We start from the raw sequence: 26,936 nt of genomic DNA, 5'->3' as shown, positions 1-26,936 counted from the left end.
GCAGCCAAATGGGGTGGAACCGGCCAAACCGCCTACGACTTACACAGCCAAACCCCTCTCAATCAGCCGTTTTCAGGAGAGCTCGATGAATCTCGCTGACCTCAACAAGGTAGCCAACGCCATGGTCGCGCCGGGACGCGGTATTCTGGCTGCCGACGAATCCTCCGGCACCATTAAGAAGCGCTTCGACGTGATCGGCGTGGAGTCCACCGAGGACAACCGCCGCGACTATCGCGAACTGCTGTTCCGTTCCAAGGAGGCGATGAGCAACCACATCTCCGGCGTCATCCTCTACGACGAGACGTTCTGGCAGAAGGCGAAGGACGGCACGCCGCTCGTGAAGCTGATCGAACAGGCGGGCTCGATCCCCGGCATCAAGGTCGATGAAGGCACGCAGCCGCTGCCCGGCTGTCCCGGCGAACTCATCACCGTCGGTCTCGACAAGCTCGCCGAGCGTCTGAAGAAATATTACGAAAACGGCGCGCGCTTCGCGAAATGGCGCGGCGTGTTCGACATCGGCAATGGCATTCCGAGCTATGCCGCGATCCGCACCAACACCCACGCGCTCGCCCGCTACGCCGCGCTGTGCCAGGCCGCGCAGATCGTGCCGATCGTCGAGCCGGAAGTGCTGATGGACGGCGATCACAGCATCGACCGCTGCTACGAGGTGACCGAGTTCATCCTGAAGGAAACCTTCCAGGAGCTCTACTACCAGCGCGTGGCGCTCGAAGGCATGGTGCTGAAGCCGAACATGGCGATCTCCGGCAAGAAGGCGGCGAAGCGCGCCTCGGTGCAGGAAGTCGCCGAGAAGACCATCCGCATGCTCAAGAATACGACGCCGTCGGCGGTGCCGGGCATCGCGTTCCTCTCGGGCGGCCAGTCCGACGAGGAGGCGACCGCGCATCTCGACGCCATGAACCGGATCGGCGGGCTGCCGTGGAAGCTCACCTTCTCCTACGGCCGCGCGCTACAGGCCGCGCCGCAGAAGGCATGGTCCGGCAAAACCGAAAACGTCGCCGCCGCGCAGGCCGCGTTCGGGCATCGCGCCCGCATGAACGGCCTCGCCAGCAAGGGCGAATGGAACGCCGATCTCGAAGGCAAGAAGGCGGCGTAAGGCCGCGATCCCGCCACCGAGCGGCCTGCATTTTAGAAGGCCTGCATTTTGAAATGCGCCGCACCCGCGGCGCATTTTTGCGTGAAGGCTTGTCGCTGTCCTGATCGTCCGCTACCGGTTTCCCCATGGCGCCCTCCCGCTCCTCTGCTCCTGCCCAACCCATGCCCCGCCTCTATCTGGCGACGCCCGCGCTCGACGACACCGCGGCGTTCGCGGCATCGCTACCGCCGCTTCTCACCGCATGCGACGTCGCGGCCGTGCTGCTGCGCCTCAACGAGGCCGACGAGCGCACGCTGACTTCGCGCATCAAGACGCTCGCAGGCCCGGTGCAGGCGGCCGGCACGGCGCTTCTGGTCGAAGGACGGCAGTCGCTTGCGGTGCGCGGCGGTGCCGACGGCGTCCACGTAGAGGGTCTGGAGCAGATGGAAGACGCCGCGTCGCTGAAGGCGCAGCGCATCGTCGGCGTCGGGCAATTGCACACGCGGCACGATGCGATGCTCGCGGGCGAACGCGGCGCGGATTATCTGTTGTTCGGCGAGCCTTCGCGGAACGGCGAGCGGCCCTCGCCCGAGGCGATCTTCGAGCGGCTGCAATGGTGGGCCGAATTGTTCGAGCCGCCCTGCGTTGGCTATGCCGCGACGCTCGAGGAGGCAACGCTGTTCGCGGGCTCCGGCGCCGACTTCATCATGGCGGCCGATTTCATCTGGAACGATGCACGCGGGCCAAAAGCCGCGCTGGAAGAGGCGCAGGCCGCAATCCGCGCGCGCTTTGAAGCGACGTTCAGTGCGGCCGCGGGACAGGTCACGCGTTCATGAGCCGGCTTCGATTCCGCTTCATCCTTACGGTCGCAGTAGCCGCGTTCTGCGTTGCAGGCGGTGAGAGCTTCGCGCAACTCGCGCTCCCCTCTGCACAGCCTGCTCCTGCACCCGCGCCCAAAGCTGCGCCAAAGCCTGCGGCCCCGAAAGCGCCAGCCAAGGCCGCCAAGCCCAAGGCCGACACTGCAAAGGAGGCTCCGAAAACGGAAGAGCCCGACGATCCGAACGTCGATCTCGCTTACGGCGCATTTCAGGAAGGCCGCTACAAGACCGCGCTCGCCATCGCCACCAAGCGCGCCACCGAGAAGGGCGATCCGAAATCGATGACGCTGATCGGCGAGATCTATTCCAACGGCTTCGGCGTCAAGCGCGACGAGCCGCTCGCCGCGAGCTGGTACAAGAAGGCCGCCGACCGCGGCGACCGCGAAGCGATGTTCGCGCTCGGCATGATGCGGATCGCCGGGCGCGGCGCACCTGCCGATCGCAACGAAGGTGCGAAATTGCTCGCCGCTGCCGCGAAGCTCGGCAAGCCGGAGGCCGCCTACAATCTCGGCCTCCTCTATCTCGAAGGTCAGGTGTTCCCACAGGACGTCAAGCGCGCAGCGGAATTGTTCACGCAGGCCGCGGAGGCAGGCAATGCCGAGGCGCAATACGCGCTCGCAACGTTCTACAAGGAAGGCCGCGGCGTCGAGAAGGATCTCACCAAAGCCGCGCGGCTCCTCGGTGCGGCTGCGCTTGCCGACAATCTCGATGCCGAAGTCGAGTACGCGATTGCGCTGTTCAACGGCACCGGCGTCGCCCGCGATGAGGCGACCGCCGTTGCGCTGCTCAACCGCGCCGCACGGCAGGGCAGCCCGATCGCGCAGAACCGTCTCGCGCATGTCCTGATCGACGGCCGGGGCGCGCCGCAGAACAAGGTCGAGGGCTTCAAATGGCACCTGATCGCCAAGACCAGCGGCGCGAGCGACCCGGGGCTCGACGCGCGCATGGCCGAGCTCTCCGCTGAGGATCGCGCCAAGGCGGAAGCCGCGGCCAAGACTTGGTTCGGCATCAAGTAGCGTAAACCGCCGCCTTTCCGGCACATTTGCGCTCCTGCCCTTGACCTTATGGGCCTTTGACGCCAATACCCTCGCCTGACGGCGTTGGCCCGTTCCCCTGTCCTTTTTTACCCCCGATCGCGCCCCCATGATTCATTCCGCTCTCATCAACGTCATGGTCAAGGCCGCGCGCCGCGCAGGCCGTAGCCTCAAGCGCGATCTCGGTGAAATCGAGAACCTGCAGGTGTCCCTGAAGGGCCCCGCCAATTTCGTTTCCGCCGCCGACCGCCGCGCCGAGGAAATGCTCTACGACGATCTCACCAAGGCACGGCCGGGCTACGGCTTCCTCGGCGAGGAAGGCGGCACCCGGGAAGGCACCGACAAGGCCAACACCTGGATCGTCGATCCGCTCGACGGCACCACCAATTTCCTGCACGGCATTCCGCAATTCGCGATCTCGATCGGCCTGCAGCGTGAGGGCGTCATTATCGCCGGCGTGATCTACAATCCCGGCAATGAAGAGCTCTACATCGCCGAGCGCGGCAAGGGCGCGTTCCTCAACGACATGCGGCTGCGCGTGGCCGGCCGCAAGAAGCTCGAGGATTGCGTGATCGCCTGCGGCCTGCCGCATATCGGGCGTGGCGATCATGAGCTGTCGCGCCGCGAGATGGCCGAACTGCAGCCGCGCGTCGCCGGTCTGCGCCGCTTCGGTGCGGCCTCGCTCGACATGGCGTTCGTCGCCGCCGGACGCCTCGACGGCTATTGGGAGCGCAACTTGCAGCCGTGGGACATCGCGGCGGGCCTCATCATGGTGCGCGAAGCGGGCGGCGTCGCCAGCGGCATCGAGGGCGGCGACACTGCGCTCGCGACCGGGCATGTCGTCTGCGGCAACGAGACCATTCATCGTGAACTGGTGAAGATTCTCAAACCGCTCTGACGAGCCGCGCAGCGTCACCACGCGAAGCATCCACGCTCGCACCAATATGGTTGCGACGATTCTCGTCACACCGCTGTAATTTCTCCATCGACCTCATACCATCGCACCGCGAAGCGGCCTTGCGCGCTCCGTCATCGCCCTGCAACATTCGCAAGGGCAATTGCGCATCGACATAAGTTCCGGAAAATGTCGATCGGCGCTGTTTTCCCGGCCGAGCCATGTCATATTAAGCGCCGGTTCGGCGTTTCAATGAGGAGCAACAGTCCCGCATGGCGAAGCACCCTCCTGTGACCGCTGACGACATCGTCGTCACGAAACTGTCCTCACCACGGATCTTTCTGGTCCGCATGGTGGTGTTCCTGGTGCTGTGCGCCCTGCTCTGCGTCATCCTCTACAAACAGATCTGGGAAGCCTTTCTCGCCAATCCCGGCCTCAACGCGCTGATCGGCGGCGTGTTGCTGATCGGCACGGTGCTGTCGTTCCGGCAGGTGATCCGGCTCTATCCCGAAGTGGCGTGGGTCAATCATTTCCGCGTCTCCGATCCCGGCCTCGCACTCGACCGGCGGCCGGTGCTGCTCGCGCCGATGGCGGCGATGCTCTCCAATCGCTCGGGCCGCATGAGCATCACGCAGCAGACCATGCGGCACATGCTCGATTCGATTGCGACACGCCTCGATGAGGCGCGCGACATCTCGCGCTACATGACCGGGCTTCTGGTTTTCCTCGGCCTGCTCGGCACCTTCTGGGGTCTGATCGAAACCGTCGGCTCCGTCGGCAAGGTGATCGACGGACTGAAAGTCGGCGGCGAAGCAGGCGCAATGTTCGACACGCTGAAGGAAGGTCTCGCCGCACCGCTCTCCGGCATGGGCATTTCGTTCTCGTCCTCGCTGTTCGGCCTCGCCGGTTCGCTGATCCTGGGCTTCCTCGATCTGCAATCGAGTCAGGCGCAGAACCGTTTCTACACCGACCTCGAAGACTGGCTTGCCGGCACCGTGCGCGAATATGCAGGCGAGCCTGCAGTCGCGGGCTCTTCGTCCGATCTTGCGCCGGTGATCGAGCGGCTGCGCACCGCCATCGAAGATACGAACTCCAATCGCGCCGGCACCGCGGCGATGGCGAACCTCGCCGAGGCGATCCAGGGTCTCGTCACCCACATGCGCGAGGAACAGAACCTGATCCGCGAATGGGCGGACTCGCAAGGCGAACAGAGCACGGAGATCAAGAAGCTTCTGGAACGCATCGCCCGCGCGCCGGGCCTCGTCGAACGGGAATCCTGACGCCATGGCGACGCGCACACGCCGCGGCGGCACGGGCCTCAATTACTGGCCGGGATTCGTTGACGCGCTGTCCACGCTGGTGCTCGCCATCGTGTTCCTGCTGTCGGTGTTTCTGGTGGTGCAATTCTATCTGTCGCAGGAAGTCTCCGGCAAGGACAAGGCCTTGGAGCGGCTTAACGCGCAGATCGCCCAGCTCACCAACCTTCTGTCTCTGGAGAAAGTCTCGAGCGGCACTCTCAACGATCAGATCGCACAGTTACAGGCGAGTCTCGCCACCACCGAGGCCGAGCGCGATCGCGCCAAGGGCATGGCGGAAAGCCTCACCAGCGGGGCGGCGGGCGGCGGCGACCTCAACAAGCAGCTTGCGACCGAGAAACAGATTTCCGAGCGCGCGCTCGCGCAGGTCGAGGTGCTGAACCAGCAGATCAGCGCGCTGCGCCGCCAGCTTGCGGCGCTCGAAGAAGCACTGAATGCCTCCGAGCAGAAGGGCAAGGAATCTCAGGAGAAGATCGCCGACCTCGGCCAGCGCCTCAACGTCGCACTGGCACAGCGCGTGCAGGAATTGTCGCGCTATCGCTCCGAATTCTTCGGACGGCTGCGTGCGATCCTTGGCGACCGTCCGGACATACGCATCGTCGGTGACCGCTTCGTATTCCAGTCGGAAGTGTTCTTCGACTCAGGCAGTTCTGGATTGCTGCCCGAGGGGCGCGGCGAGCTCGACCAGCTCGCAACCGCGATCACCGAGCTTGAGAAGAAAATTCCGGCGGAAATTCCGTGGGTGCTGCGGGTCGACGGCCATACCGACGTGCGCCCGATCAACAGCCCGCAATTCAAATCGAACTGGGATCTGTCGGCGGCGCGCGCGATCTCTGTCGTGCAATACCTGATCTCGCGCGGAGTCTCGCCGCAGCGTCTCGTGGCGGCGGGCTTCGGCGAATTCCAGCCGCTCGACACTGCGACCACGGATGATGCCTACAAGCGCAACCGCCGCATCGAACTCAAGCTTACCGAGCGATGAGGCTGCGCCCCTACCGCGCAACCGACGAAGACGCGCTGATCGCGCTGTGGCAACGCACCTGGCAATACGCCTATCCGTCGATCGACTTCGCCGAGCGGCTGCCGGGATGGCGACAGCGCTGGCGCACAGAACTCGTGCCGGCTTCACGCATCACGGTCGCGGAGAATGATGAGGGCGCGGTCGGTTTCGTCACCCTCGATGGCTCGGGCTATCTCGACCAGCTTGTCGTCGCGCCGGAAGCCTGGGGCTCGGGCGCGGCGGATGCTCTGGTCGATGAGGCAAAGCGGCAATCCTCTGGTGCGATCACGCTCCTGGTCAATGCCGACAACGCCCGCGCTATCCGCTTCTATGAGCGCCACGGCTTCCGCCACACCCATGACGACGTGAACCCGACATCGGGCCGCAAGGTGCATGGCATGAAGTGGGAGAAGTAAGCTTGCTTTCTTCCCCTCTCCCCTTGTGGGAGTGGGTGGCGATGGCGAGCGAAGCGAGACAAAGTCGGGTGAGGGGTGAAAGCTTGCGGCGAGGTATACCCCTCACCCACTTCGCGGCTTTGCCGCTCAGCACCCTCTCCCACATAAGAGCGTTTATGCTCGTCTTCGTCGAGCTACGGGGAGAGGGGAAGCTAACCGCCCTCGAACTGCAGCCGCGCCAGCCGGGCATAGAGACCGTTCGCGGCAACCAGCGAGGCATGGGTGCCTTGCTCGACGATACGGCCCTGCTCCATCACCAGAATGCGATCGCAGGAGAGCACCGTGGCAAGGCGATGGGCGATGACGAGCGTGGTGCGCTGCTGCATCAATTCCTCGAGCGCAGTCTGCACCAGTGTCTCGCTTTCGGCATCAAGCGCGGAGGTCGCCTCGTCGAGCAGCAGCAGCGGCGCATCGCGCAGGATCGCACGCGCGATCGCGATGCGCTGGCGCTGGCCGCCGGAGAGCGTGACACCACGCTCGCCCAGTTGCGTCTCGAAACCGTTCGGCAGGCGGCGCAGAAACTCGGTGGCATGGGCCTGTTCGGCCGCGCGCTCGACCTCGGCATCCGAGGCATCGGGCCGGCCGAAGCGGATGTTCTCGCGCGCGGTCGCAGCGAAGATCGCCGAATCCTGCGGCACCAGCGCGATGCGCGAGCGCAGATCGTCCGGCGCGACCTCGTCGATCGGCACGCCGTCGAACGAGATCAGACCGCTCTTCGGATCGTAGAAGCGCAGCAGCAGATGAAACAGCGTGCTCTTGCCCGCACCTGACGGGCCGACCACCGCGATCTTCTCGCCCGCGCGCACGGAGAATGACACGCCATCGACCACGAACGCCTCGGGCCGCGTCGGATAGGAAAAGCGCACGCGATCGAACACGATGTCGCCGCGCGCGGGCTGCGGCAGCAGCCGCGGATTGGCGGGCACCGTGATGTCGGATTTCACATTGAGAATTTCAAACAGCCGCTCGGCCGCACCGGAAGCCTGTGCGATCTCGCCCCAGACCTGGCTCAACTCGCCGAGCGCGCCCGCGGCGAATGCCGCATAGAGCACGAACTGGCCGAGCCGGCCGGCGGTGATCTCGCCGGTGATGATGTCGTGCGAGCCGACCCAGAGGATCACCACCACGCTCGAGAAGATCAGGAAGATCACGACCGCGGTGAGCCATGCGCGCGCGCGCGTCGAGGCACGCGCGGCCTCATAAGCGCGCTCCACCTCGCCACCGAAACGTGCCTGCGCCAACAGTTCGTTGGTGAAGGCCTGCAACGTGCGGATCGCGCCGATCAGCTCAGAGGCATAGGAAGAGGCTTCCGCGAGCGTGTCCTGCGCGCCGCGCGAGAGTTTGCGCACGCGGCGGCCGAAGCCGACCAGCGGCAGCACGATCAGCGGAATCGCCGCGAGGACGAAACCGGAGAGTTTCGGGCTCGACACCACCATCATTGCCGCCGCGCCGACGAACAGGACGACGTTACGCAACGCAATCGAGACGGACGCCCCGACCGCAGATTTGATCTGCGTGGTGTCGGCGGTGAGCCGCGAGACCAGTTCGCCGCTATGAGCCGTGTCGAAGAACGAAGGTGACAGACGGGTGAGGTGGCGGAACACGTCACTGCGCAGATCGGCGACGATGCGCTCGCCGATGGTGATGACGAAGTAGTAGCGCATCGCGCTCGACGCCGCGAGCACCGCCACGACGAGGATCATGAGGCCGAAATAGCTGTTGATCATCGCCACGCTTTCGGGACTGAACCCGAAATCGATCATGCGGCGAACGGCGAGCGGCACGGCCAGTGTCGCGAGCGAGGCAATGATGAGAGCAATCAGCGCCGCGATGGCGCGGCCGCGGTAGCGGACGACGTAAGGCGCGAGCGCCAGCAGAGGACGCAGGCTCGAACGGCGCGCCTTGGTCTCTGCTCCCCGATCGGCCTCTTTGGTCAGACCGTTGGCCTGAGACGCCGGGACCACTCCTTCGGCCGTCTCACCGGCGGACGCGGGCACGGCCTGCCCCTCTGCCGGGATGCGTTCCACCACGTTCATCAAAACCCTGCCGCTATTGTCCCCGCCTTCCAATAGGCTGCAGTTAGGGCGCTGGCAAATGCCATGCTCTGCGCTGGGTCAAAGCTTGTCTGAAACCGCCTCGTGCGGTATAGACCCGCCGAATTCACCCGACAAATGATCGACCAGCCGGGCGCCGTGCGCCGAAGGATTTTCCATGAAACCCGAAATTCACCCGGATTATCATACGATTAAGGTCGTTATGACCGACGGAACCGAATACTTCACGCGTTCGACCTATGGCGCGGAAGGCGACACGCTGAACCTCGACATCGACTCCAAGTCGCATCCGGCCTGGACCGGCGGTACCCAGCAGATTCTCGACCGCGGCGGCCGTGTGTCGCGGTTCCAGAAGAAGTTCTCGGGCTTCCTCAAGAAGTAAGCCTGCTCGGATATCCCAAATCAAAAAACGCCCCGTGCTCGCGCCGGGGCGTTTTTCGTTGGAGTCTGGGTGATCGGGGCTGAGTTAGTTTTTCTATTGATCGTCCCCGCGAAGGCGGGGACCCAGTCTTTCCAAGTGTGGACTCCCCGCTTTCGCGGGAATGACGGGCAGAGAACCTGCCCATCCGAAAACTCTAGTTCTCAAACGCGGCGCGCAGCCGGTCGAGCTGCGGCATCAGCGGATTGCCGGCCACATCATCCTTGCGCTCGGCATGCATGGTGGCATCGAGGCGACGCACCTTGGTCTGCAACTCCATCGAACGCGTGATCAGTTGCTGCAGCCGCTCCGGCAGCCGCGTGATGAGATCGGCAGCACCCGGCTCGGCCGCGGTGAGCCTCACCTTGGTCTTTTCGCGGTTCGCCTGATTGAGCGTCATCTCGCCTTCGCGCACCGCACGATGCAGCAGAAGCCACGACGCAAGCTGCATTAGCCGCGTGGTGAGACGCATGCTCTCGGTCGCATAGGTGAGGCCGACCGCGCGCTCAAGCGCCTTCGCCTCGATGCGGCCGTCGCCGTCGAGATAAGCCGCCGTCTCTTCGACAAGATCCATTCCGTCGCGGAACAACTCCTGGAACGCGGGCGAATTGGTAAAGTGCTCACTGAGCAGGATGAGCCCATCCTGCGCCTGATCCGACATGGTTAACGCCTTAAGCCTGTTACGCTTGGATGCGCCTTGTGATGCAGCGCTTTCTTATAATGAACAAATCATTGCCCCTCGCGGCGCCGGAGTCCAGCCGGTCGCACGATCAAATCGGGATATGGTTTCCGTGACATCTGCGTGAACAAAAAAAGAGCCGCCGGAAACCGGCGGCTTTTGAAAGTTGATAACAGGGAGGCGTCAAACAGAGTGGACAGGAGCCACTCGGCGTCCAAACAAGGACACTCTGGTCATAAACGCGAAAGCTTAATGTGTCGTAAATGAACGAAATCGTTCACCATTCATTGGCGAATGCGACCGCCTCGATACGATGTTTACGATTTGAAGAAACTTGCCGCCGCGTCGCGCGAGGCGCGTTTCTTCGCAGCCTCCGTCTTCAGCCGTTCGATCTCGCCCTCAAGCGCGGTGATACGCTCATTCAGATCGTCAAGCGACAGAAGCGACAAATCCTGCCCGATCTGGTGAATGAGTTTCGGCCGCGGCCGGTCGTCATCGTCAATCGCCATGATCCCTCCATGTCGGTCGTCTCGCTCGCGCCGGAGCCTGCCACAAAGCCGCGCATCCGGTCGAGCCATCGGGGCTGACTCGCTTGCCGTTCGGTGGCATATCGTGCTGACCCGACGTCACCTTCCAAGGATTGTTTTCATGGACAAGCTGCCCACCCACATGACCGTGATCGCCATTTCCCAGCCGGGAGGGCCGGATGTGCTGGTGCCGGAACAGCGCGAGGTGCCGAAGCCCGCGGCCGGCGAGATTCTCGTCAAGGTGGAGGCTGCCGGCGTCAACCGGCCCGACGTGCTGCAGCGCATGGGCAAGTATCCCGTGCCTCCGGGCGCAAGCGACCTGCCGGGTCTGGAAATCGCCGGCACCGTGGTGGCGCTCGGCGAAGGTGCCCGCAAGCACAAGATCGGTGACAAGGTGATGTCGCTCACCGCCGGCGGCGGCTATGCCGAATATTGCGTCGCGCCGGATGCGCACGCGATCACCATTCCTGCCGGATTGTCGATGAAAGAAGCCGCGACGCTTCCCGAAACGGTGATGACGGTGTGGCACAACGTGTTCGAGCGTTGCGCGCTCAAGCCCGGCGAAACCTTCATGGTGCATGGCGGCTCGTCAGGCATCGGCACCACGGCGATCCAGATGGCGAAGGCGCATGGCGCCAAGGTGATCGTCACCGTCGGCTCACAGGAAAAGGCGGACGCCTGCGTCACGCTCGGCGCCGATGTTGCGGTGAACTACAAGACCCAGGATTTCGTCGCCGAGGCCAAGGCCGCGACCGGCGGCAAGGGCGTCAACGTCATCCTCGATATGGTCGGCGGCGAGTATGTCGACCGCAACTACGATGCGTGTGCGACCGAGGGGCGCATCGTCCAGATCGCGTTCCTCGGCGGGCCGAAGGCGACCGCCAATTTCGGCAAGCTGATGATGAAGCGGCTCTGGCACACCGGTTCGACGCTGCGGCCCCGCTCAAACGAGGATAAGGCAGCCATGGTTAAGGCCATCGAGGCCACCGTCCTGCCCTGGATTGTCGCGGGTCGGCTGAAGCCCCTGATCGATAGCGAGTTTTCCCTGAAAGACGCCGCCAAGGCCCATGCCCGGATGGAAAGCGGCCAGCATATTGGCAAAATTGTGCTCACGGTTTGACGGGACAAAGCGCCTGTAAAGCCTTTGATTCATCTCGCTTTCGTGTCATTGATCGCGCTCCCGCCGGGCCCCTTGAAGGGGCCCGCGCCCGACCGCGGAGAGACAGATCTTGCGCTCGATCAGATGCTATGCGCTGCTCGCGCTCAGCTTCCTGATATTGGCCGCCGCGCAGCCGGCACACGCCGTTGACGCCATCAGCGTCCGCACCGACGCGCCCGCGATCGACCTGACCGGCGTGCTGGAATTCCAGCACAGCGACACCGACCGCATCCAGGTTTCCACCGCGCCCGGTCCCGACGGCATCGTCCGCCGCATCGAGGTGCGCGCGCGCGAGGGCGGCAAGAACTGGCTGGTCTTCGCCCTGACCAACACCACCGACGAGCAGATCGACCGCCTGATCGTGGTGCCGCATTATCGGATCGTCGCATCGGGCCTGTTGTGGCCTGACCTCGGCCTGTCGCGCATCGCAACCATCACGCCTTCGGCCGGCGACCGCCCCGACCGGCAGGACAGCGCCACCGCCGACATCTTCCGCATCACGCTCGATCCCGGCGCGGTCGTGACCTACGTCGCGGAACTGCGCACCGATGCCATTCCGCAGCTCTATCTGTGGGAGCCCGAGGCCTACAAGGACAAGGTCAACTCCTTCACGCTGTACCACGGCATCGTCATCGGCATTTCCGGCCTTCTCGCCCTCGTGCTGACGATCCTGTTCGTGGTGAAGGGCAGCATCATGTTCCCTGCTGCTTCCGCGCTCGCGTGGGCGGTGCTGGTCTATATCGGCATCGACTTCGGGTTCTGGGGCAAGGTGTTCGACATGTCAGTCGACGCCGAACGGGTCTGGCGTGCCTCGGGCGAGGCGATGCTGACGGCAGCGTTCCTGGTGTTCCTGTTCGCTTACCTCAATCTGTCGCGCTGGCATGTGCGCTATTCGCATATCACGCTCGGCTGGCTCGTCTTCCTCGGCGCGCTGGTCGGCCTCGCGCTGTTCGATCCCGCGGTCGCCTCCGGCATCGCGCGCATCTCGCTGCTTCTGATCGCCGCCGCAGGCTTCGTGCTGATCGTCACGCTTTCGACGCAGGGCTTTGATCGCGCGGTGCTGCTGATCCCGACCTGGTTCCTGTTCCTGATCTGGGTGATCGCGGCCGGCATGACCGTCACCGGCGCGGTGACCAACGATATCGTCGGCCCGGCATTGCTCGGCGGCCTTGTGCTGATCGTGATGCTGATCGGCTTCACGGTGATGCAGCACGCCTTCGCAGGCGGCGCGACCACCGGCATCGTCTCCGATGTCGAACGTCGCGCGCTGGCACTCACCGGCTCGGGCGATCTGATCTGGGATTGGGACGTCTCCGCCGACAAGGTATTCACGAGCCCCGAGACAGAGGGCCTGCTCGGCCTGAAACGCGGCACGCTGGAAGGCCCTGCGGCGCGCTGGCTCGAAGTGCTGCATCCGCTCGATCAGGATCGCTTCCGCGCCGCGCTCGACAGCGTGCTCGATCAGCGCCGCGGCCGTCTCGTGCAGGACTTCCGCCTGCGCACGCCGGACGGCCACTTCATGTGGTTCGCGCTGAAGGCACGCCCGGTCGTCGGCTCCGACGGCGAAGTCGCGCGCGTGGTCGGCACCCTTTCCGACGTCACCGAGATCAAGAATGCCGAGGAGCGCATGCTCCATGACTCGGTGCACGACAACCTCACGGGTCTGCCGAACCGGCAATTGTTCATCGACCGCCTCACCGCGCTTGCGGGCTTCATCAAGACTGCGCCGAACCTGCGCCCCACCGTGATGGTGATCGACCTCGACCGCTTCAAGCAGGTCAACGATTCCGTCGGCATCGCGGTCGGCGACTCCATCCTGCTGACGCTGGCGCGCCGCCTCACCCGCATCCTCAAGCCGCAGGATACGCTGGCACGGATCGGCGGTGACCAGTTCGGCCTGCTGCTCACTTCCGAGCACGAGCCTGCGCGTATCACCGCGCTCGCCGAAACCATCCGCAAGACCATCCGCGCGCCGATCGCCTTCAACGAGCGTGAGATCTTCCTCACCGCTTCAATTGGCCTCGCGCTCAGCGACCCGCAGGCGCCGCTGACCGATGAGATCATCAAGGATGCCGAGCTTGCGATGTATCATTCCAAGCGGCTCGGCGGCGATCGTATCGACGTCTACAAGCCGCCGATGCGCTCGCGCAAAACCGACCGGTTGACGCTTGAATCCGATCTGCGCCGTGCCATCGAGCGGCAGGAGATCGCGATCCTGTATCAGCCGATCATGCGGCTCGAGGATCGCACCGTCGCAGGCTTCGAGGCGTTGGCACGTTGGGATCACCCGCGGCTCGGGCGGATGTCGCCATCCGAATTCATCTCCATCGCGGAAGAGATCGGCCTGATCGTCGATCTCGGCCTGTTCGTGATGGACGCGACTGCGAAGCAGCTCAGCACCTGGCAGCGCGCGACGCGCACCCGCGTGCCACTGTTTGCAAGCGTCAACGTCTCCTCGCGCCAGTTGCTGCGCCACGACCTGATCCACGACGTACGCGGCGTGCTGTCACGCTCGGCGGTCGCGCGCGGGTCGCTCAAGCTCGAACTCACCGAGTCGCTGGTGATGGAGAACCCCGAGCACGCCGCCCAGATGCTGCAGCGGATCAAGGAGCTCGGCACCGGATTGTCGCTCGACGATTTCGGCACCGGCCATTCCTCGCTATCCTATCTGCAGCGCTTCCCGTTCGATACCATCAAGATCGACCAGTCGTTCGTGCGCACGACGCGCAACGGCGCACGGCCGACGCTGCTGAAGTCGATCATCGCGATGGCGCACGATCTCGGCATGGAAGTCGTCGCGGAGGGCGCGGAGACGGATTCCGATGCAGTCGAGCTCTACCAGCTCGGATGCCAGTATGCGCAGGGCTTTGCCTTCGGCGAGCCGATGGACGCCGCAAGCGCCACGCGCCTTCTCACCGGCGACAAGACCGAGGCGCCGCGCGCTCGCCGCTACAGCCTGCGCACGCCACCTGCACCGGCCGCGCCTGCAGCCCCCGCGACCGCAACGCCGCAGCAAGGGCGCTAGGCTTGCGTCTTCCCAGAAAAATTTAGGCTTACAAATTTAGGCTTGCTCGGAATCGTCATGCGCGGACTTGATCCGCGCATCCATCTAAAAAAGGGTTTCTTCAAGAAGATGGATTGCCGGGTCAAGCCCGGCAATGATACCCCGGATGGCGATCCACCTTACGCATGCCCTGCGCTATTGGACAGCATGCCGAGATCGATGCCGATCTTCTGCAGCGCGCGTTGATACTTGTCGTCCATGTCGCGGCCGAACACGATGTCAGGATCGGCGGGGCAATGCAGCCAGCCGTTGTGCTGGATTTCGCTTTCAAGCTGCCCCGGCGCCCAGCCGGCATAGCCGAGCGCAAGCACCGCCCGTCGCGGCCCGGTGCCTTGGGCGATGGCTTTCAGGATATCGAGCGTCGCGGTGAGGCAGATGCCGTTGTCGATCGGCAGCGTCGCATCCTCGATCGCATAATCGGACGAATGCAGGACGAAGCCGCGGCTTGTCTCCACCGGTCCACCACGAAGAATCTTCACCGTTTCGCCATCATCGGGCAGTTGGATCGGTACGCCGTCTGCGACGATATCGAGCTGGCGAAGCAATTGCGGAAAATCGATACTGCCCGCAGGGCGATTGACGATAATGCCCATTGCACCATCGGGGGAATGGGCACAAACATAGATGACCGAGCGTGCAAACCGCTCATCCTGCATGACCGGCATCGCAATAAGGAGCTGCCCGTCGAGATAAGTCGTTCCCGAAGATGAAGCCTTTTCCGGAAGTCCATCAAGACCGATCGGCTGTGTCATGGAAGCGCGCCTCTCGTCCAACAAACCATCTCTTTGTTCTGTACCCAATCCTGATATCGGGTGTCGTCTCTGTCAATCAACACAAGCCCTTCTTCACTATTCCTGCTTATGTAAAGACGTCGCATGAATGACATTGTTCCGCTAACGCGCCGCACGCTTTTGTTAATCGCGGCCACACTCCCCGCCACGGCATCGCTGGCGCGCGCGCAGGACGCCTCGCCCTGGACGAAGGATGCGCATGCGCAGCTTCGCCTGCTCGCAGGCTCGCGCAACGGCCCCGTGCTGCTCGGCGGCATCAACATCAAGCTCGATCGCGGCTGGAAAACCTATTGGCGCACGCCCGGCGATTCCGGCGTGCCGCCGCGCTTCGATTTCTCCAAGTCCGACAATGTCGAAGCCGTCACCGTGTTGTGGCCCGCGCCGAAGGCCTTTCCCGATGGCGCGGGCGGCACCGCACTCGGCTATCATGACGAAGTCGTGATCCCGCTGCGCATCGCGGTGCGTCATCCCGAGCAGCCGACCACGCTGCATGCAGACATCCAGTATGCGGTGTGCGAAAAGCTCTGCGTCCCATCGCAGGCTGTATTGACGCTTCCCTTCACCAGCGCCGCCAGCACGGAAGACAGCACGCTCAGCGCCGCACTCGACCGCGTGCCGAAGCCCGCCAATGTCGGCGATTCCAATCCGCTGACCATTCGCGACGTCAAGCGCGTCGGCGACAAGGGCGTCGAGGTCGACACCGTCGTGCCGGAAGGCAAGACGCCCGCGCTGTTCGTCGAAGGCCCCACGCCGGACTGGGCACTGCCGGTGCCGAAACTCGTTGCGCGTCACCCGCCCGGCGTGAAGCGCTTCCACTTCGATCTCGATGGCGTGCCGCCCGGCGTCAATCCCGATGGCGCGGCGCTCAAGTTTACCTTGACCGACACCGAGCGCGCCTACGAATTCAACGTCAGCCTCAACTGAGCGAGGCGGCACTGCCGCCCGCTTTCCTTCCAACCCACCCCCACATTTTCAAAGGGAGATTCTAATGACGATTAAAGTTGGCGACCGTCTGCCGCAGGCCAAGTTCACCGTAATGACGGAGGAAGGCCCGAAGGCGAAAACCACCGACGACATTTTCAAGGGCAAGAAGGTCGCGCTGTTCGCTGTGCCGGGCGCCTACACCGGCACCTGCCACAAGATGCACATGCCGAGCGTGTTCCAGAGCGCGGCGGCGATCAAGGCGAAGGGCATCGACACCATCGCTGTGGTCGCAGTGAACGACGTGTTCGTGATGAACGCCTGGAAGCGCGACACCGACTTCAACAACGAGGCGATCTACCTCGCTGACGGCAACGCCGAATTCACCAAGGCCGCCGGTCTCGACTTCGATGGCTCGGGCCACGGCCTCGGCCTGCGCTCGAAGCGCTATTCGATGCTGGTGGAAGACGGCGTGGTGAAGAAATTCAACCTCGAAGCCAACCCCGGCAAGGTGGAAGTCTCCGGCGGCGATACGCTGCTTGGGCAGCTTTAAGAGCTCAAGTGTCCCGGACGCGGTGCAGCGTTGTTGACGCTGCTCCGCAGAGCCGGGACCGTTACAAACTTCGTATGACGCGAAGGTCCCGGATCAGCAGCGCAACGCTTCGCGCTGCGCAGCATCCGGGACACGCATCCACACCGAGACTACCTATTCTCCGCCAATCCTTCGCGCGCCAATTCATCGGCACGTTCGTTCTCGGCGTGACCGGCGTGGCCCTTGATCCAGTGCCAGCGCACTTCATGCGGCTTCAACGCCGCGTCCAGCCGCTGCCAGAGATCGACATTCTTCACAGGCTTCTTGTCAGACGTGCGCCAGCCGTTTTTCTTCCAGTTAAAGATCCAGCTCGTGATGCCCTGACGGACGTACTGGCTATCGGTGGTGAGATCGACGATGGCCGAGCGCTTCAACGCTTCGAGCGCGGAGATCGCCGCCAGCAATTCCATGCGGTTGTTGGTGGTCGGGTTTTCGCCACCCTTCAGCTCTTTTTCGATTTCACCGAAGCGCAGGATCGCGCCCCAGCCGCCCGGGCCGGGATTTCCCGAGCAGGCGCCATCGGTAAAGATCACGACGTGAGGACGCTGCGGCTCGCTCACGTCACGCTTTCCGAACGGGCAAGGCCGTAACCGGCGATCGTCCGCACGCCCTGATGAAAACGCAGCTTGCGGACATATTCGAGCGGGTCCTTCGGCTTCACCAGTGCGCCCGGTGGCACGTTGAGCCAGTCGACCAGCCGCGTCAGCAGAAAGCGCAGCGCAGCGCCCCGCGCGAGAAGCGGCAACGCTGCCTGCTCCGGCTCGCTCAACGGACGCACCTTGCCGTAGGCGTTGAGAAACGTGCTGGCCTTGGTGACGTTGAAGGAATGATCGGCCTCGAAGCACCACGCGTTGAGGCAGATCGCAACGTCATAGGCGAGAAGATCGTTGCAGGCGAAATAGAAGTCGATCAGGCCCGACAGGGTGTCGCCGACGAACAGCGCATTGTCGGGAAAGAGATCGGCATGGATGATGCCGCGCGGCAAAGCCTGCGGCCAGTTCGCTTCGAGATGCGCAAGTTCAGTGGCGAGAAAATCGCGCAGGCCCGCCTGCACGGTGTCGGCGCGCGCTACCGCCGCCTCGAACAAGGGCCGCCAGCCCGCGACCGAGAGCGCATTGGCGCGCGTCATTTTGAAATCCGCGCCGGCCAGATGCAGCTTGGCGAGTGCCTCGCCGATCGCCGCACAGTGCGGAACGCTGACCTTGCGCGGCCACACGCCTTCGAGAAAATCGATGATCGCGGCCGGCCGCCCGGCCAGCGTGCCGAGCGTCTCGCCGCCTCGGTTCGCGACCGGCTGCGGACAGGTGATGCCGCGCGCGGCAAGATGACCCATCAAGTTGAGGAAGAACGGCAGGTCCGCTTTTGCGACGCGCTTTTCATAGAGCGTCAGGAAAAAATGGCCGCGCGTGGTGTGCAGCAGGAAGTTGGAGTTCTCGACGCCCTCCGCGATGCCCTTGTAGGATAAGAGGTCGCCAAGGTCGTAACCGGAGAGGAAGTCCGCAAGCTCGTCGGCGGCAACGTCGGTATAAACCGCCATCTGGTGGTCCGATGTCCGGGGTTGAAATCATTGCCCCGACACCGCGACGGAATCAGGGGGCGGCGCGATCATATCATCGCAAGCACACCGGGTTGAAGGCGAGGCGGCGGCAAATCGGCCGCGCTCCCCTCTTGTCAGCCGGCGGCTTTCTCCGCCGCCTTGGCAGCCGCGGCAGCCTGGTTGCGCAGCGGGCGCGGCAGCGGGAAGAACTCGTCTTCCTCGGCGGCCGAGACGGTTTCGACGTGCAGCTTATAGTGCGCGGCGAACGCGTCCATGATCTCCTCGACGATCACTTCCGGCGCTGAAGCGCCCGCGGTAATGCCGAGGCGGCTGATGCCCTCGAACTTCGACCAGTCGAGTTCGGCGGCGCGCTGCACCAGCACCGAGACCTTGCAGCCCTCGCGCTCGGCGACCTCGCGCAGGCGCTGGGAATTCGAGGAGTTCGGCGAGCCCACCACGACCATGGCGTCGACCTTCGGCGCCACCTTCTTCACCGCGAGCTGGCGGTTGGTGGTGGCGTAGCAGATGTCTTCCTTGTGTGGGCCGTCGATTTCGGGGAAGCGCTCCTTCAGCACCGCGACGATTTCCTTGGTATCGTCGATCGACAGCGTGGTCTGCGTGACGAACGCAAGCTTCGAGGCATCCTTGGGCTCGAACGAACGCGCAGCATCCATGGTCTCGATCAGCACCACGGCGCCCTTCGGCAACTGGCCGAGCGTGCCCACGACTTCCGGGTGGCCGGCATGGCCAATCAGCAGGATCTCGCGGCCGCGCTTGAAGTGGATCGCCGCCTCGCGATGCACCTTGGTCACCAGCGGGCAGGTCGCGTCCAGCGTGAAGAAGTTCCGCTTGTCGGCCTGGGAGGGGATCGCCTTCGGCACGCCATGGGCCGAAAACACCACCGGGGCGTCGGTATCCGGGATTTCGTCGAGCTCGGCGACGAAAATCGCACCCTTGTCGCGCAGACTCTCGACCACATAGCGATTGTGCACGATCTCGTGACGCACATAGACCGGCGCGCCGTAGAGTTTCAGGGCGCGTTCGACGGTATCGATGGCGCGGACCACCCCGGCACAGAAACCGCGGGGGGAACAGAGCACGATCGAAAGCGGCGGTTTCTCGGTTTCCAGTGTCATTTTCCAGCCGAAACAGTGGTTTAGGGCGAACCAGACATGGCCCGACCCTCATATAGGGATGCGGCCCCGCAAGGCCAGACCACCGGACATACCAAACTAGGCGGCGAAGGAATAGGAGCCGGGCCACCCGCGCTGTCAAGGCCCGCCTTCGCAGCCCCGGATGTTGCCGCCGCAAGGCCCTATCGCCGGTTGCGCGGCAAGGTGGTGACGGATTATATAGTTGTGAATTCCCGTCATCGCCGATGACCAGACGACTTCGCCCCTGAAAAAGGCGGGCGAAGCACAAAGGAGATTTGCCATGAGCAATGCCCCGCTGATGCCGAAAGCGACGGCCGTGTGGCTCGTCGACAATACCGCGCTGTCGTTCGACCAGGTTGCAGACTTCACCAAGATGCACCCGCTCGAGGTTCGCGCCATTGCGGACGGCGACGCGGCGCAGGGCATCAAGGGCATGGACCCGATCTCCACCGGCCAGCTCACCCGCGAGGAAATCGAGAAGGGCGAGAAGGATCCGAACTACCGGCTGAAGCTGCAGGAATCCAAGGTGGTACTGCCGACGGCCGCCAAGAAGAAGGGCCCGCGCTACACGCCGGTGTCGCGCCGCCATGAGCGCCCGAGCGCCATTCTCTGGCTGGTGCGTAACCACCCTGAACTGAAAGACGCGCAGATCATGCGCCTCGTCGGCACCACCAAGACCACGATCGCGAGCGTGCGCGACCGCACCCACTGGAATGCCTCGACGCTGACGCCGATGGACCCGGTGACGCTCGGCCTCTGCACCCAGATCGAACTCGATTTCGAGGTGCAGCGCGCCGCCAAGGAAAAGCCGGCGAAGCAAGAATATGGCGGCGTCACGCTGCTGCCCGCCGCCGAGACCACACGCCGCGAGGCCGAGCACGAGGCGCCCCTCTCCGCCAAGGAGCAGGACGACATGAACGTCGACGCGGTGTTCGCCAAACTCAAGACGCTCGGCCACGACAAGAAGTCCGACGAGGAATAAGCGAGCCGCCGAGCAAGCCTCGGCTCGTCATTGCGAGCGTTAGCGGTGTTCTCCTTCACCTCTCCCCGGTGGGGAAAGGTCGCGAACGAAGTGAGCGGGTGAGGGGGCTACCAAAAGCGACTTCAGGCACCGTACGCCCTCACCCCGAGGCGTTCGCTATCGCTCCGCCTCCGACCTCTCCCCACGGGAGAGGTGAAGAAAGAAACAAGAAGCGTCGCGTTATTTCGCCGGCGCTTCTTTTGTTTTTGACGGGCTCTTTGCAGGCTTCGCCTTGCCGGAAGGCTTTGCACCGCCCTTCCCCGCCTTGTCGTCCTCTTTCGCCTTGGCGCGCGCATCGGCGATCGCGAGCTTGAATAGCTCCGGCTTCATCACGCCCGGAATGCGAAACGTGCCGACAATGAAGGACGGCGTGGAGTTGAAGCCGAGCGCTTCGGCCTGCTCGTTATTGCGCGCAAGCAATGCATCGATATCGGCCTTGTGGGCTTCGAGATCGCTTTTCGCCCGCGCCACATCGACGCCTGCCTTCGTAAGCGCCTCCTCAAGCGTGCCGCTCGTCAACCGGCCAACACGGGTCATCAACGCCTTATGCGCCGCCTCGAACTTGCCCTGATACTTCGCGGCGATCACGAGGCGCGATGCCTCCGGCGACGGCGGGCCGAGGATCGGCCAATCCTTCAGCACCAGCCGGACCTTACCGTCTTCCTTGATGATCTTTTCAAGTTCGGGCGAGAGCGTCTTGCAGTACGGACACTGATAGTCGAACCACTCGACAATGGTGACGTCGCCATCGGGGTTGCCGAGCGGCGGAATCTCCGGGTCGCGCAGAATGCGCTCACGGCTCGTGACATTGTCGTCCTGCGCAGACGCAGGCGGCGGCGCCATCGCAACCACGGCAAGCATCAGGGAAAGGGTGGCCGCGCAAAGCCCCAGCAATCGCGTCATCATGTTCCGTTCTACGGCACGCCAAGGTGCCGCGTTACGCCAAAGCCTCAGCGCCCGTTCAACATATCGTCAGCAAGATTCTTGTGGGCACGCTCGACGCCTGCATTCGAGTTGCCACGCAGCGCGCCGACATCGCGATCGCGCCGGCAGGCCACATAGGCCGATGAGCCCGGTTCGCCGCGCTGCCGGCAGATGGCATCATCATCGGTCATCGCCGCCGCCGAAGGCGCAGGCGTCCGCTCAAACTGCGCGCAGGCCGAGAGCAGAAGGCTCGCGGCCAGCCCTGCCAGGACAATCGTTGATTTCACGCGGGTCGCCTACTCCAGATTGATGTTCGCTTCCACGACATGCGACAGCCCGACGCCATCGATCGTCAGCGTCATCTTGACGGGAAGCTTCTCGTTGCCTTTCAGCTTTCCGCTCGCGAGTGCGCCGCGGATCGACTGTTCGATCTCACGCTGGCTGGTAATTCCGACTTTCTTGAGAAAGCCGCGCAGGCTGATGTTGAATGCGTCTTCGTTCATCGTAGTGGGCCCTATGCCAAGAGAGCGCCGCCACTTACGGTGGCGGTTCTCTGTCTGGCTAGGCCGGATAGCAGCGCTTCTCAAGCCTTTTCTGGCGTCTTGACCTGCAGCGCGGTGCTGATGTCGTCGAGCGCCTTGGGGTCCTCGATGGTGGCGGGCATGGTCCAGGGCTCGCCATCCGCGATCTTTTTCATCGTGCCGCGCAGGATCTTGCCGGAACGCGTTTTCGGTAGCCGCGGCACGATCACCGCCCGCTTGAATGCCGCGACCGGGCCGATCTTGTCGCGCACCATGCCGACCACCTCGCTCTCGACCTCGTTGGCGCCGCGGGCCGCACCCGATTTCAGCACCAGGAAGCCGCAGGGAATCTCACCCTTGAGATCGTCCTTGATGCCAAGCACGGCGCATTCGGCAACGTCCGGATGCGAGGCAAGGATTTCCTCCATGCCGCCGGTCGACAGGCGATGGCCCGCGACATTGATGATGTCGTCGGTGCGACCCATCACGAAGACATAACCGTCGTCGTCCTTGTAGCCGGCGTCGGAGGTTTTGTAGTAGCCGGGGAATTCGCTGAAATAGGCTTCCCTGCAGCGGTCCTCCTGTTGCCACAGCGTCGGCAGGCAGGATGGCGGCAACGGCAGCTTGACGACGATCGAGCCCGTGGTGCCCGCGGGCACGGGCTTCGCTGCCTCGTCGACGATATCGACCTGATAGCCCGGCATCGGCACCGTCGCCGAACCGGGCTTCACCGGCAACACGCCGATGCCGACCGGGTTGCCCACGATCGCCCATCCGGTTTCGGTCTGCCACCAGTGATCGATCACCGGCCGCTGCAGCCGTGCCTGCGCCCATTCCACCGTCGGAGGGTCTGCGCGCTCACCCGCAAGGAACAGCGTGCGGAAACACGACAGGTCGTATTTCTTCATCAGAGCGCCGTCGGGGTCTTCCTTCTTGATAGCGCGGAACGCGGTCGGCGCCGTGAACAGCGCGGCCACCTTGTGCTGGGAGATCACTCGCCAAAATGCGCCGGCATCCGGCGTGCCGATCGGCTTGCCTTCATAAAGGATCGTGGTGTTGCCGTGGAACAGCGGCCCGTACACGATATAGCTGTGGCCCACCACCCAGCCGATATCGGAGGCGCTCCACCACACCTCGCCCGGCTCGACGCCGTAATGATTGAACATCGACCATTTCAGCGCGACCATGTGGCCGCCATTGTCGCGCACCACACCTTTCGGCACACCGGTCGTGCCTGACGTGTAGAGAATGTAGAGCGGATCGGTGGCGAGCACCGGCACGCAGTCCGCGCGCTTGCCGGCATCGAGCGCCTTCTGGCGCAGGCTCGCCCAGTCATGATCGCGCCCGGCGGTGAGGTCGCATTCGTGCTGCGGTCGCTGCAGAATGATGCAGGCATCCGGCTTGAACGACGCGAGCCTGATCGCCTCGTCGAGCAGCGGCTTGTATTGCACGATCCGGCCCGGTTCGACGCCGCAGCTTGCGGAAAACACCAGCTTCGGTTTCGCGTCATCGATGCGGGTGGCAAGCTCCTTGGACGCGAAGCCGCCGAACACGACCGAATGGATCGCCCCGATGCGCGCGCAGGCGAGCATCGCGATCGGCGCTTCCGGCACCATCGGCATGTAAATGACGACGCGGTCGCCCTTGGTGACGCCAAGATCTTGCATCACCGCACCGAGCGCCTCGACCTCGCGCTGCAGCTCGGCATAGGTGAGCGAGGTGATCTTATCGGTCAGCGGGGAATCGTAGATGATCGCGGGCTGGTTGGCGCGGCCGTTCTTGACGTGGCGGTCGACGGCATTGAAGCAGGTGTTGACGACACCGCCTGCGAACCAGCGGCCGTAAATCCCCATCGACGGATCGAACACCTTCTTCGCCGGCTCGAACCAGTCGATCTCGCGGGCGGCCTCTCCCCAAAAACCCTGCGGGTCGCGCAGCGAGCGCTCATGGATTTCGGCATAGCGGGTTTTTGCATCACTCATCGGCGGGCCTCCAAACCTGTTCTTGCTATCTTCATTGACGGACGCAGTCCTTTATACCGGCCTCGCAGGTGGGTTTTGTATGCGGCTTTCGCACCAGCACCGCGGCAAACCGCGCAATTTGCATGGGCGCACCGGAACCGGATTGAGCCGCTCTATCCTCCCACGCAGTGGATCGCGGCGCGATTGAAAGCCCGCCGGCAAGGGACGAAGTCGGCACATGCCGGATTGCCGCATACTTTCGGACAGGTCCGTCAGAAGGCGCGATCTCGCCCTTGAGACCGCCTGCGGCCTTCGGTGGGGCCTTGTCGCACACCGTCATCACCGTCGCCTGCGCCCCGAGAGGATGCCCGATCACATCGGACAAGGTGCGACAGCCCTGATCGGTGCAGAGCCGCCACTCCCCGGCGAGGCCGGAATTGCCCAGCACCACCTCGGAAAGCGGGGCCATCGACGGCGACCACTGAAACCAGCCGTTGACGAGGCGCGCTTCCGGCGGCGGCTCCATGCCCGCGCCGGAGCCCTTCACCCTTGCGGTGACAATCTGCAGCCCCTGCGGCGTGACGTGCCAATCCTCCTGCCATTCGATCTTCTCGATCGAATGGGTCCACACCAGAGTGAACGCGGCAACCGACAGCATCTTGACGATGCCGGCGGCGGCAAAGCAAACGCCCAAAATTCCCTCACGCAGACGATTGCGGCGCAACCTCCAGCGGCGGCGCCGGCCGCTTCCGCCATTGCCAGAAGAAGACGACAAGCGCGACCGCAAAGCCCAGTTCGTCACTGTAGGTGAACTCGCCGAGCAGGAAGAGCGCCGCGATGAACGACACGATGCGTTCGATGACCGTCATGCGGGTGAACAGGAAGCCGATCGCCACCATGCCGAACAACCCGATCGCGATCGTCGCCTTGACCGTCGCATAGACGACCGCGCCGTAGAACCCGATCTTCGCTTCCATCGGGTCGCCCGTCTGCAGCATCAAGGCTGGCGAATACACCGCGATGAACGGGATGACGTACCCCGCAAGCGCGATGCGCATCGCCTCCCAGCCGATCTTGTCGGGGTTCTCCTTGGCGATCGGCGCTGCCGCGAACGCCGCGAGCGCCACCGGCGGCGAGAGATCCGCCATGATGCCGTAGTAGAACGCGAACATATGGCTGACGATCAGCGGCACATCGAGCTTCGACAGCGCGGGTGCTGCGAGCGCCGCGACGATGATGTAGGTCGGGATCGTCGGGATGCCGGTACCGAGCAGGATCGACAGGATCATGGTGAGCACCAGCGCCAAGAACAGGCTGTGCTCGCCAAGGCCGATCACCCAGCTTCCGAACACGGTGCCAACGCCGGTCTGCGTCATCATGCCGATGATCACACCGACGATGGCGCAGGCCATGCCGACGGTGAGCGACGACTTGGCGCTGTCGGCCAGCGAGTCGCGGCAAGCGACGAGCGTCGCACGGCCGCCGCGGGTGATGGCGCTGATTCCGACCAGCACGCCGACGATCGCCGCGACATAGCGGATATCGACATTGCTGCCGTTGCGGAATAGCGAGCCGACGATGAGCGCGAGCCCGATCCAGAAGATGTAGCGCAGCACCTTGTGCGGGAAGCCCGCCACGATGCTGGCGCCGAGGATCAGCGCCACGGTAAGCGCGAGACCCATGCTGCCGGCATAGAGTGGCGTAAAGCCCTCGAACAGCATGAAGATCAGCGCAATCAGCGGCAGCACCAGGAACCAGCCATTGGCCAGTGCCTTCAGCGCGCTCGGAATCTCTTCCTTCTTCATGCCGACGAGGCCGTGCTTGCCAGCCTCGAGATGCACCATCCAGAACGCCGAGGCGAAATAGAGGGCCGCCGGGATCACCGCTGCTTTCACGATCACCGCGTAATCGACACCAAGCGTCTCCGCCATGATAAAGGCGACCGCGCCCATCACCGGCGGCATGATCTGCCCGCCCATCGAGGCCGTCGCCTCAACGCCTGCGGCGAACGCGCGACGATAACCGAACTTGATCATCAGCGGGATGGTGAACTGGCCGACGGTGACGACGTTGGCGACGCCCGAGCCGGAGATGGTGCCCATCATGCCCGACGCGACGACGGCGACCTTGGCCGGGCCGCCGCGGGTGCCACCGAAAGCGCCGAGCGAGACATCGGTGAACAGCTTGATCATGCCCGCACGCTCGAGAAACGCGCCGAACAGGATGAAAAGGAAGATGTAGGTCGCCGACACATAGATCGGTACGCCGTAGAAGCCTTCGGTGCCATAGGACAGATGCGTGATGATCTGGTCGAAATCATAGCCGCGATGGTTGAACGGCGATGGCAGATACTGGCCGAAGAACCAGTAGAGTAGACACGCGCCGCACATGATCGGCAGCGCCGCACCCATCAGGCGCCGGGTGCCGTCGAAGATCAGGAGCCCAAGAATCGTACCGATAACAAGATCGAGGTTGGTCGGGTCGCCGTCACGCGCCACGAGGTCGGCGTAGTAGAGCCACTGGTAGAGGCCGCAATAGAACCCGACAGCGCCGATCGCCCAGCCGAAAGCCCGCTGCCAATTGGTCTTCGCGGTGAAGTTGGTGACGAGGCCATACGACAACAGAATGATGAAGCCGACATGGATGCCGCGCACCGCCTGGCTCGGCAGGAAGTTCCACGCCGCAATGATGATCTGAAAGGTCGCGAACGCGATGCCGATGAGATAGGCGAGATGGCCCCACCGGCCGGGGCCGAAACCATCCGGGAATCCGTGCTCGAAATTATCGAGCTCGACCTTCACATGTTCCTGCGTTCCGTATTCCTGCAGCATCGGTCTCCCCGCTTCCACTCGATGCAGCGGGCGATTCTCCGCCACGCTGTGACCCGGCTTCACGGCGCGTGACGCGCTCTTTTATCGAAGCCGAGAGATGATGGCCGGGAC

At 63.8% G+C, this 26,936-nt stretch carries 26 protein-coding genes; 13 read left to right on the top strand and 13 right to left on the bottom strand.

Translation table 11 applies throughout. The features are described from left to right. The first annotated feature begins 85 nt into the window (after positions 1–85). From OCA5_RS04060 to OCA5_RS04030, 7 genes are all read left to right on the top strand, one after another. The gene (locus OCA5_RS04060; protein ID WP_012564443.1) at positions 86–1,114 is read left to right on the top strand and encodes a class I fructose-bisphosphate aldolase; all 1,029 of its coding nucleotides are present in this window, start codon (positions 86–88) and stop codon (positions 1,112–1,114) included. A 125-nt stretch (positions 1,115–1,239) separates the two neighbouring features. Next, positions 1,240–1,929, top strand: coding sequence for a thiamine phosphate synthase (locus OCA5_RS04055; protein WP_012564444.1), 690 nt, complete (start codon positions 1,240–1,242; stop codon positions 1,927–1,929). After that, positions 1,926–2,987, top strand: coding sequence for a tetratricopeptide repeat protein (locus tag OCA5_RS04050; protein WP_012564445.1), 1,062 nt, complete (start codon positions 1,926–1,928; stop codon positions 2,985–2,987). The genes OCA5_RS04055 and OCA5_RS04050 overlap by 4 nt, the downstream gene beginning before the upstream one ends. Positions 2,988–3,114: 127 nt before the next feature. Further along, positions 3,115–3,903, top strand: coding sequence for an inositol monophosphatase family protein (locus tag OCA5_RS04045; RefSeq protein WP_012564446.1), 789 nt, complete (start codon positions 3,115–3,117; stop codon positions 3,901–3,903). 269 nt (positions 3,904–4,172) lie between these two features. Then, positions 4,173–5,180, top strand: a complete 1,008-nt coding sequence (locus OCA5_RS04040) for a MotA/TolQ/ExbB proton channel family protein (protein ID WP_013912857.1) — start codon at positions 4,173–4,175, stop codon at positions 5,178–5,180. 4 nt (positions 5,181–5,184) lie between these two features. Further along, positions 5,185–6,198 carry a peptidoglycan -binding protein gene (locus OCA5_RS04035; protein ID WP_012564448.1) on the top strand — a complete coding sequence of 338 codons (1,014 nt, stop codon included), beginning with the start codon at positions 5,185–5,187 and terminating at the stop codon, positions 6,196–6,198. Next, complete coding sequence (locus tag OCA5_RS04030; RefSeq protein ID WP_012564449.1) at positions 6,195–6,632, top strand: GNAT family N-acetyltransferase; 438 nt, start codon at positions 6,195–6,197, stop codon at positions 6,630–6,632. Before OCA5_RS04035 ends, OCA5_RS04030 begins: the two co-directional genes overlap by 4 nt. 191 nt (positions 6,633–6,823) lie before the next feature. Here OCA5_RS04030 and OCA5_RS04025 read toward each other — a convergent pair whose 3' ends face one another. Further along, positions 6,824–8,707, bottom strand: coding sequence for an ABC transporter transmembrane domain-containing protein (locus tag OCA5_RS04025; RefSeq protein ID WP_012564450.1), 1,884 nt, complete (start codon positions 8,705–8,707; stop codon positions 6,824–6,826). A 175-nt stretch (positions 8,708–8,882) separates the two neighbouring features. Here OCA5_RS04025 and rpmE point away from each other — a divergent pair, with 175 nt between their 5' ends. Beyond that, positions 8,883–9,107: a 50S ribosomal protein L31 gene (gene rpmE / locus OCA5_RS04020; RefSeq protein WP_012564451.1), complete on the top strand. Its 225-nt coding sequence runs from the start codon at positions 8,883–8,885 to the stop codon at positions 9,105–9,107. A gap of 193 nt (positions 9,108–9,300) precedes the next feature. On the opposite strand, the gene rcdA is transcribed toward rpmE, so the two are convergent. Then, on the bottom strand, positions 9,301–9,804 hold the full coding sequence (gene rcdA / locus OCA5_RS04015; RefSeq protein ID WP_012564452.1) for a protease adaptor protein RcdA: 504 nt from the start codon (positions 9,802–9,804) through the stop codon (positions 9,301–9,303). Positions 9,805–10,139: 335 nt separating this feature from the next. After that, positions 10,140–10,331, bottom strand: coding sequence for a DUF1192 domain-containing protein (locus tag OCA5_RS04010; protein WP_012564453.1), 192 nt, complete (start codon positions 10,329–10,331; stop codon positions 10,140–10,142). Positions 10,332–10,470: 139 nt separating this feature from the next. Here OCA5_RS04010 and OCA5_RS04005 point away from each other — a divergent pair, with 139 nt between their 5' ends. After that, positions 10,471–11,469, top strand: coding sequence for an NAD(P)H-quinone oxidoreductase (locus OCA5_RS04005; RefSeq protein WP_012564454.1), 999 nt, complete (start codon positions 10,471–10,473; stop codon positions 11,467–11,469). Between the two features lie 109 nt (positions 11,470–11,578). After that, complete coding sequence (locus tag OCA5_RS04000; RefSeq protein WP_012564455.1) at positions 11,579–14,533, top strand: EAL domain-containing protein; 2,955 nt, start codon at positions 11,579–11,581, stop codon at positions 14,531–14,533. A gap of 158 nt (positions 14,534–14,691) precedes the next feature. Here the strand turns inward: OCA5_RS04000 and OCA5_RS03995 are convergent, their stop codons facing one another. After that, complete coding sequence (locus tag OCA5_RS03995) at positions 14,692–15,324, bottom strand: YqgE/AlgH family protein (protein ID WP_012564456.1); 633 nt, start codon at positions 15,322–15,324, stop codon at positions 14,692–14,694. Positions 15,325–15,447: 123 nt separating this feature from the next. Here OCA5_RS03995 and OCA5_RS03990 point away from each other — a divergent pair, with 123 nt between their 5' ends. Then, complete coding sequence (locus OCA5_RS03990; RefSeq protein WP_012564457.1) at positions 15,448–16,287, top strand: protein-disulfide reductase DsbD domain-containing protein; 840 nt, start codon at positions 15,448–15,450, stop codon at positions 16,285–16,287. Between the two features lie 64 nt (positions 16,288–16,351). Next, complete coding sequence (locus tag OCA5_RS03985; protein WP_012564458.1) at positions 16,352–16,837, top strand: peroxiredoxin; 486 nt, start codon at positions 16,352–16,354, stop codon at positions 16,835–16,837. 149 nt (positions 16,838–16,986) lie between these two features. On the opposite strand, the gene rnhA is transcribed toward OCA5_RS03985, so the two are convergent. From rnhA to ispH, 3 genes are all read right to left on the bottom strand, one after another. Beyond that, entirely contained in the window at positions 16,987–17,436 is a 450-nt protein-coding gene (gene rnhA / locus OCA5_RS03980; protein WP_012564459.1) for a ribonuclease HI, read from the bottom strand. After that, positions 17,433–18,413: a homoserine kinase gene (locus tag OCA5_RS03975; RefSeq protein WP_012564460.1), complete on the bottom strand. Its 981-nt coding sequence runs from the start codon at positions 18,411–18,413 to the stop codon at positions 17,433–17,435. Before OCA5_RS03975 ends, rnhA begins: the two co-directional genes overlap by 4 nt. Before the next feature lie 134 nt (positions 18,414–18,547). Then, the gene (gene ispH / locus OCA5_RS03970; RefSeq protein ID WP_012564461.1) at positions 18,548–19,549 is read right to left on the bottom strand and encodes a 4-hydroxy-3-methylbut-2-enyl diphosphate reductase; all 1,002 of its coding nucleotides are present in this window, start codon (positions 19,547–19,549) and stop codon (positions 18,548–18,550) included. A 298-nt stretch (positions 19,550–19,847) separates the two neighbouring features. Here ispH and OCA5_RS03965 point away from each other — a divergent pair, with 298 nt between their 5' ends. Then, positions 19,848–20,549 carry a DUF1013 domain-containing protein gene (locus OCA5_RS03965; protein WP_012564462.1) on the top strand — a complete coding sequence of 234 codons (702 nt, stop codon included), beginning with the start codon at positions 19,848–19,850 and terminating at the stop codon, positions 20,547–20,549. 219 nt (positions 20,550–20,768) lie between these two features. On the opposite strand, the gene OCA5_RS03960 is transcribed toward OCA5_RS03965, so the two are convergent. The 6 genes from OCA5_RS03960 to OCA5_RS03935 all read right to left on the bottom strand — a co-directional run bounded on the left by OCA5_RS03960 (position 20,769) and on the right by OCA5_RS03935 (position 26,825). Next, positions 20,769–21,494 carry a DsbA family protein gene (locus tag OCA5_RS03960; RefSeq protein WP_012564463.1) on the bottom strand — a complete coding sequence of 242 codons (726 nt, stop codon included), beginning with the start codon at positions 21,492–21,494 and terminating at the stop codon, positions 20,769–20,771. Between the two features lie 44 nt (positions 21,495–21,538). Then, entirely contained in the window at positions 21,539–21,799 is a 261-nt protein-coding gene (locus OCA5_RS03955) for a hypothetical protein (RefSeq protein WP_012564464.1), read from the bottom strand. Positions 21,800–21,808: 9 nt separating this feature from the next. Next, positions 21,809–22,015: a DUF6494 family protein gene (locus OCA5_RS03950; RefSeq protein WP_012564465.1), complete on the bottom strand. Its 207-nt coding sequence runs from the start codon at positions 22,013–22,015 to the stop codon at positions 21,809–21,811. Positions 22,016–22,095: 80 nt separating this feature from the next. Next, positions 22,096–24,015: a propionyl-CoA synthetase gene (locus OCA5_RS03945; protein WP_012564466.1), complete on the bottom strand. Its 1,920-nt coding sequence runs from the start codon at positions 24,013–24,015 to the stop codon at positions 22,096–22,098. A 31-nt stretch (positions 24,016–24,046) separates the two neighbouring features. Beyond that, positions 24,047–24,688: a DUF1850 domain-containing protein gene (locus tag OCA5_RS03940; RefSeq protein WP_012564467.1), complete on the bottom strand. Its 642-nt coding sequence runs from the start codon at positions 24,686–24,688 to the stop codon at positions 24,047–24,049. A 7-nt stretch (positions 24,689–24,695) separates the two neighbouring features. Beyond that, positions 24,696–26,825 (bottom strand): TRAP transporter permease, encoded by a 2,130-nt coding sequence (locus OCA5_RS03935; protein WP_012564468.1) that lies wholly within the window; start codon positions 26,823–26,825, stop codon positions 24,696–24,698. Positions 26,826–26,936: the final 111 nt, after the last annotated feature.

Origin of the sequence: Afipia carboxidovorans OM5 (genome assembly GCF_000218565.1) — a bacterium.
Lineage (GTDB): Bacteria > Pseudomonadota > Alphaproteobacteria > Rhizobiales > Xanthobacteraceae > Afipia > Afipia carboxidovorans.
This window is presented reverse-complemented; position numbering and strand designations above follow the sequence as displayed.

Excerpts from the sequence above, each read along its gene's own strand:
- OCA5_RS04060 (WP_012564443.1), top strand. The coding sequence starts at position 86 with ATGAATCTCGCTGACCTCAACAAGGTAGCCAACGCCATGGTCGCGCCG.
- OCA5_RS04055 (WP_012564444.1), top strand. The coding sequence starts at position 1,240 with ATGGCGCCCTCCCGCTCCTCTGCTCCTGCCCAACCCATGCCCCGCCTC.
- OCA5_RS04050 (WP_012564445.1), top strand. The coding sequence starts at position 1,926 with ATGAGCCGGCTTCGATTCCGCTTCATCCTTACGGTCGCAGTAGCCGCG.
- OCA5_RS04045 (WP_012564446.1), top strand. The coding sequence starts at position 3,115 with ATGATTCATTCCGCTCTCATCAACGTCATGGTCAAGGCCGCGCGCCGC.
- OCA5_RS04040 (WP_013912857.1), top strand. The coding sequence starts at position 4,173 with ATGGCGAAGCACCCTCCTGTGACCGCTGACGACATCGTCGTCACGAAA.
- OCA5_RS04035 (WP_012564448.1), top strand. The coding sequence starts at position 5,185 with ATGGCGACGCGCACACGCCGCGGCGGCACGGGCCTCAATTACTGGCCG.
- OCA5_RS04030 (WP_012564449.1), top strand. The coding sequence starts at position 6,195 with ATGAGGCTGCGCCCCTACCGCGCAACCGACGAAGACGCGCTGATCGCG.
- OCA5_RS04025 (WP_012564450.1), bottom strand. The coding sequence starts at position 8,707 with ATGAACGTGGTGGAACGCATCCCGGCAGAGGGGCAGGCCGTGCCCGCG.
- rpmE (WP_012564451.1), top strand. The coding sequence starts at position 8,883 with ATGAAACCCGAAATTCACCCGGATTATCATACGATTAAGGTCGTTATG.
- rcdA (WP_012564452.1), bottom strand. The coding sequence starts at position 9,804 with ATGTCGGATCAGGCGCAGGATGGGCTCATCCTGCTCAGTGAGCACTTT.
- OCA5_RS04010 (WP_012564453.1), bottom strand. The coding sequence starts at position 10,331 with ATGGCGATTGACGATGACGACCGGCCGCGGCCGAAACTCATTCACCAG.
- OCA5_RS04005 (WP_012564454.1), top strand. The coding sequence starts at position 10,471 with ATGGACAAGCTGCCCACCCACATGACCGTGATCGCCATTTCCCAGCCG.
- OCA5_RS03995 (WP_012564456.1), bottom strand. The coding sequence starts at position 15,324 with ATGACACAGCCGATCGGTCTTGATGGACTTCCGGAAAAGGCTTCATCT.
- OCA5_RS03990 (WP_012564457.1), top strand. The coding sequence starts at position 15,448 with ATGAATGACATTGTTCCGCTAACGCGCCGCACGCTTTTGTTAATCGCG.
- OCA5_RS03985 (WP_012564458.1), top strand. The coding sequence starts at position 16,352 with ATGACGATTAAAGTTGGCGACCGTCTGCCGCAGGCCAAGTTCACCGTA.
- OCA5_RS03975 (WP_012564460.1), bottom strand. The coding sequence starts at position 18,413 with ATGGCGGTTTATACCGACGTTGCCGCCGACGAGCTTGCGGACTTCCTC.
- ispH (WP_012564461.1), bottom strand. The coding sequence starts at position 19,549 with ATGACACTGGAAACCGAGAAACCGCCGCTTTCGATCGTGCTCTGTTCC.
- OCA5_RS03965 (WP_012564462.1), top strand. The coding sequence starts at position 19,848 with ATGAGCAATGCCCCGCTGATGCCGAAAGCGACGGCCGTGTGGCTCGTC.
- OCA5_RS03960 (WP_012564463.1), bottom strand. The coding sequence starts at position 21,494 with ATGATGACGCGATTGCTGGGGCTTTGCGCGGCCACCCTTTCCCTGATG.
- OCA5_RS03950 (WP_012564465.1), bottom strand. The coding sequence starts at position 22,015 with ATGAACGAAGACGCATTCAACATCAGCCTGCGCGGCTTTCTCAAGAAA.
- OCA5_RS03945 (WP_012564466.1), bottom strand. The coding sequence starts at position 24,015 with ATGAGTGATGCAAAAACCCGCTATGCCGAAATCCATGAGCGCTCGCTG.
- OCA5_RS03935 (WP_012564468.1), bottom strand. The coding sequence starts at position 26,825 with ATGCTGCAGGAATACGGAACGCAGGAACATGTGAAGGTCGAGCTCGAT.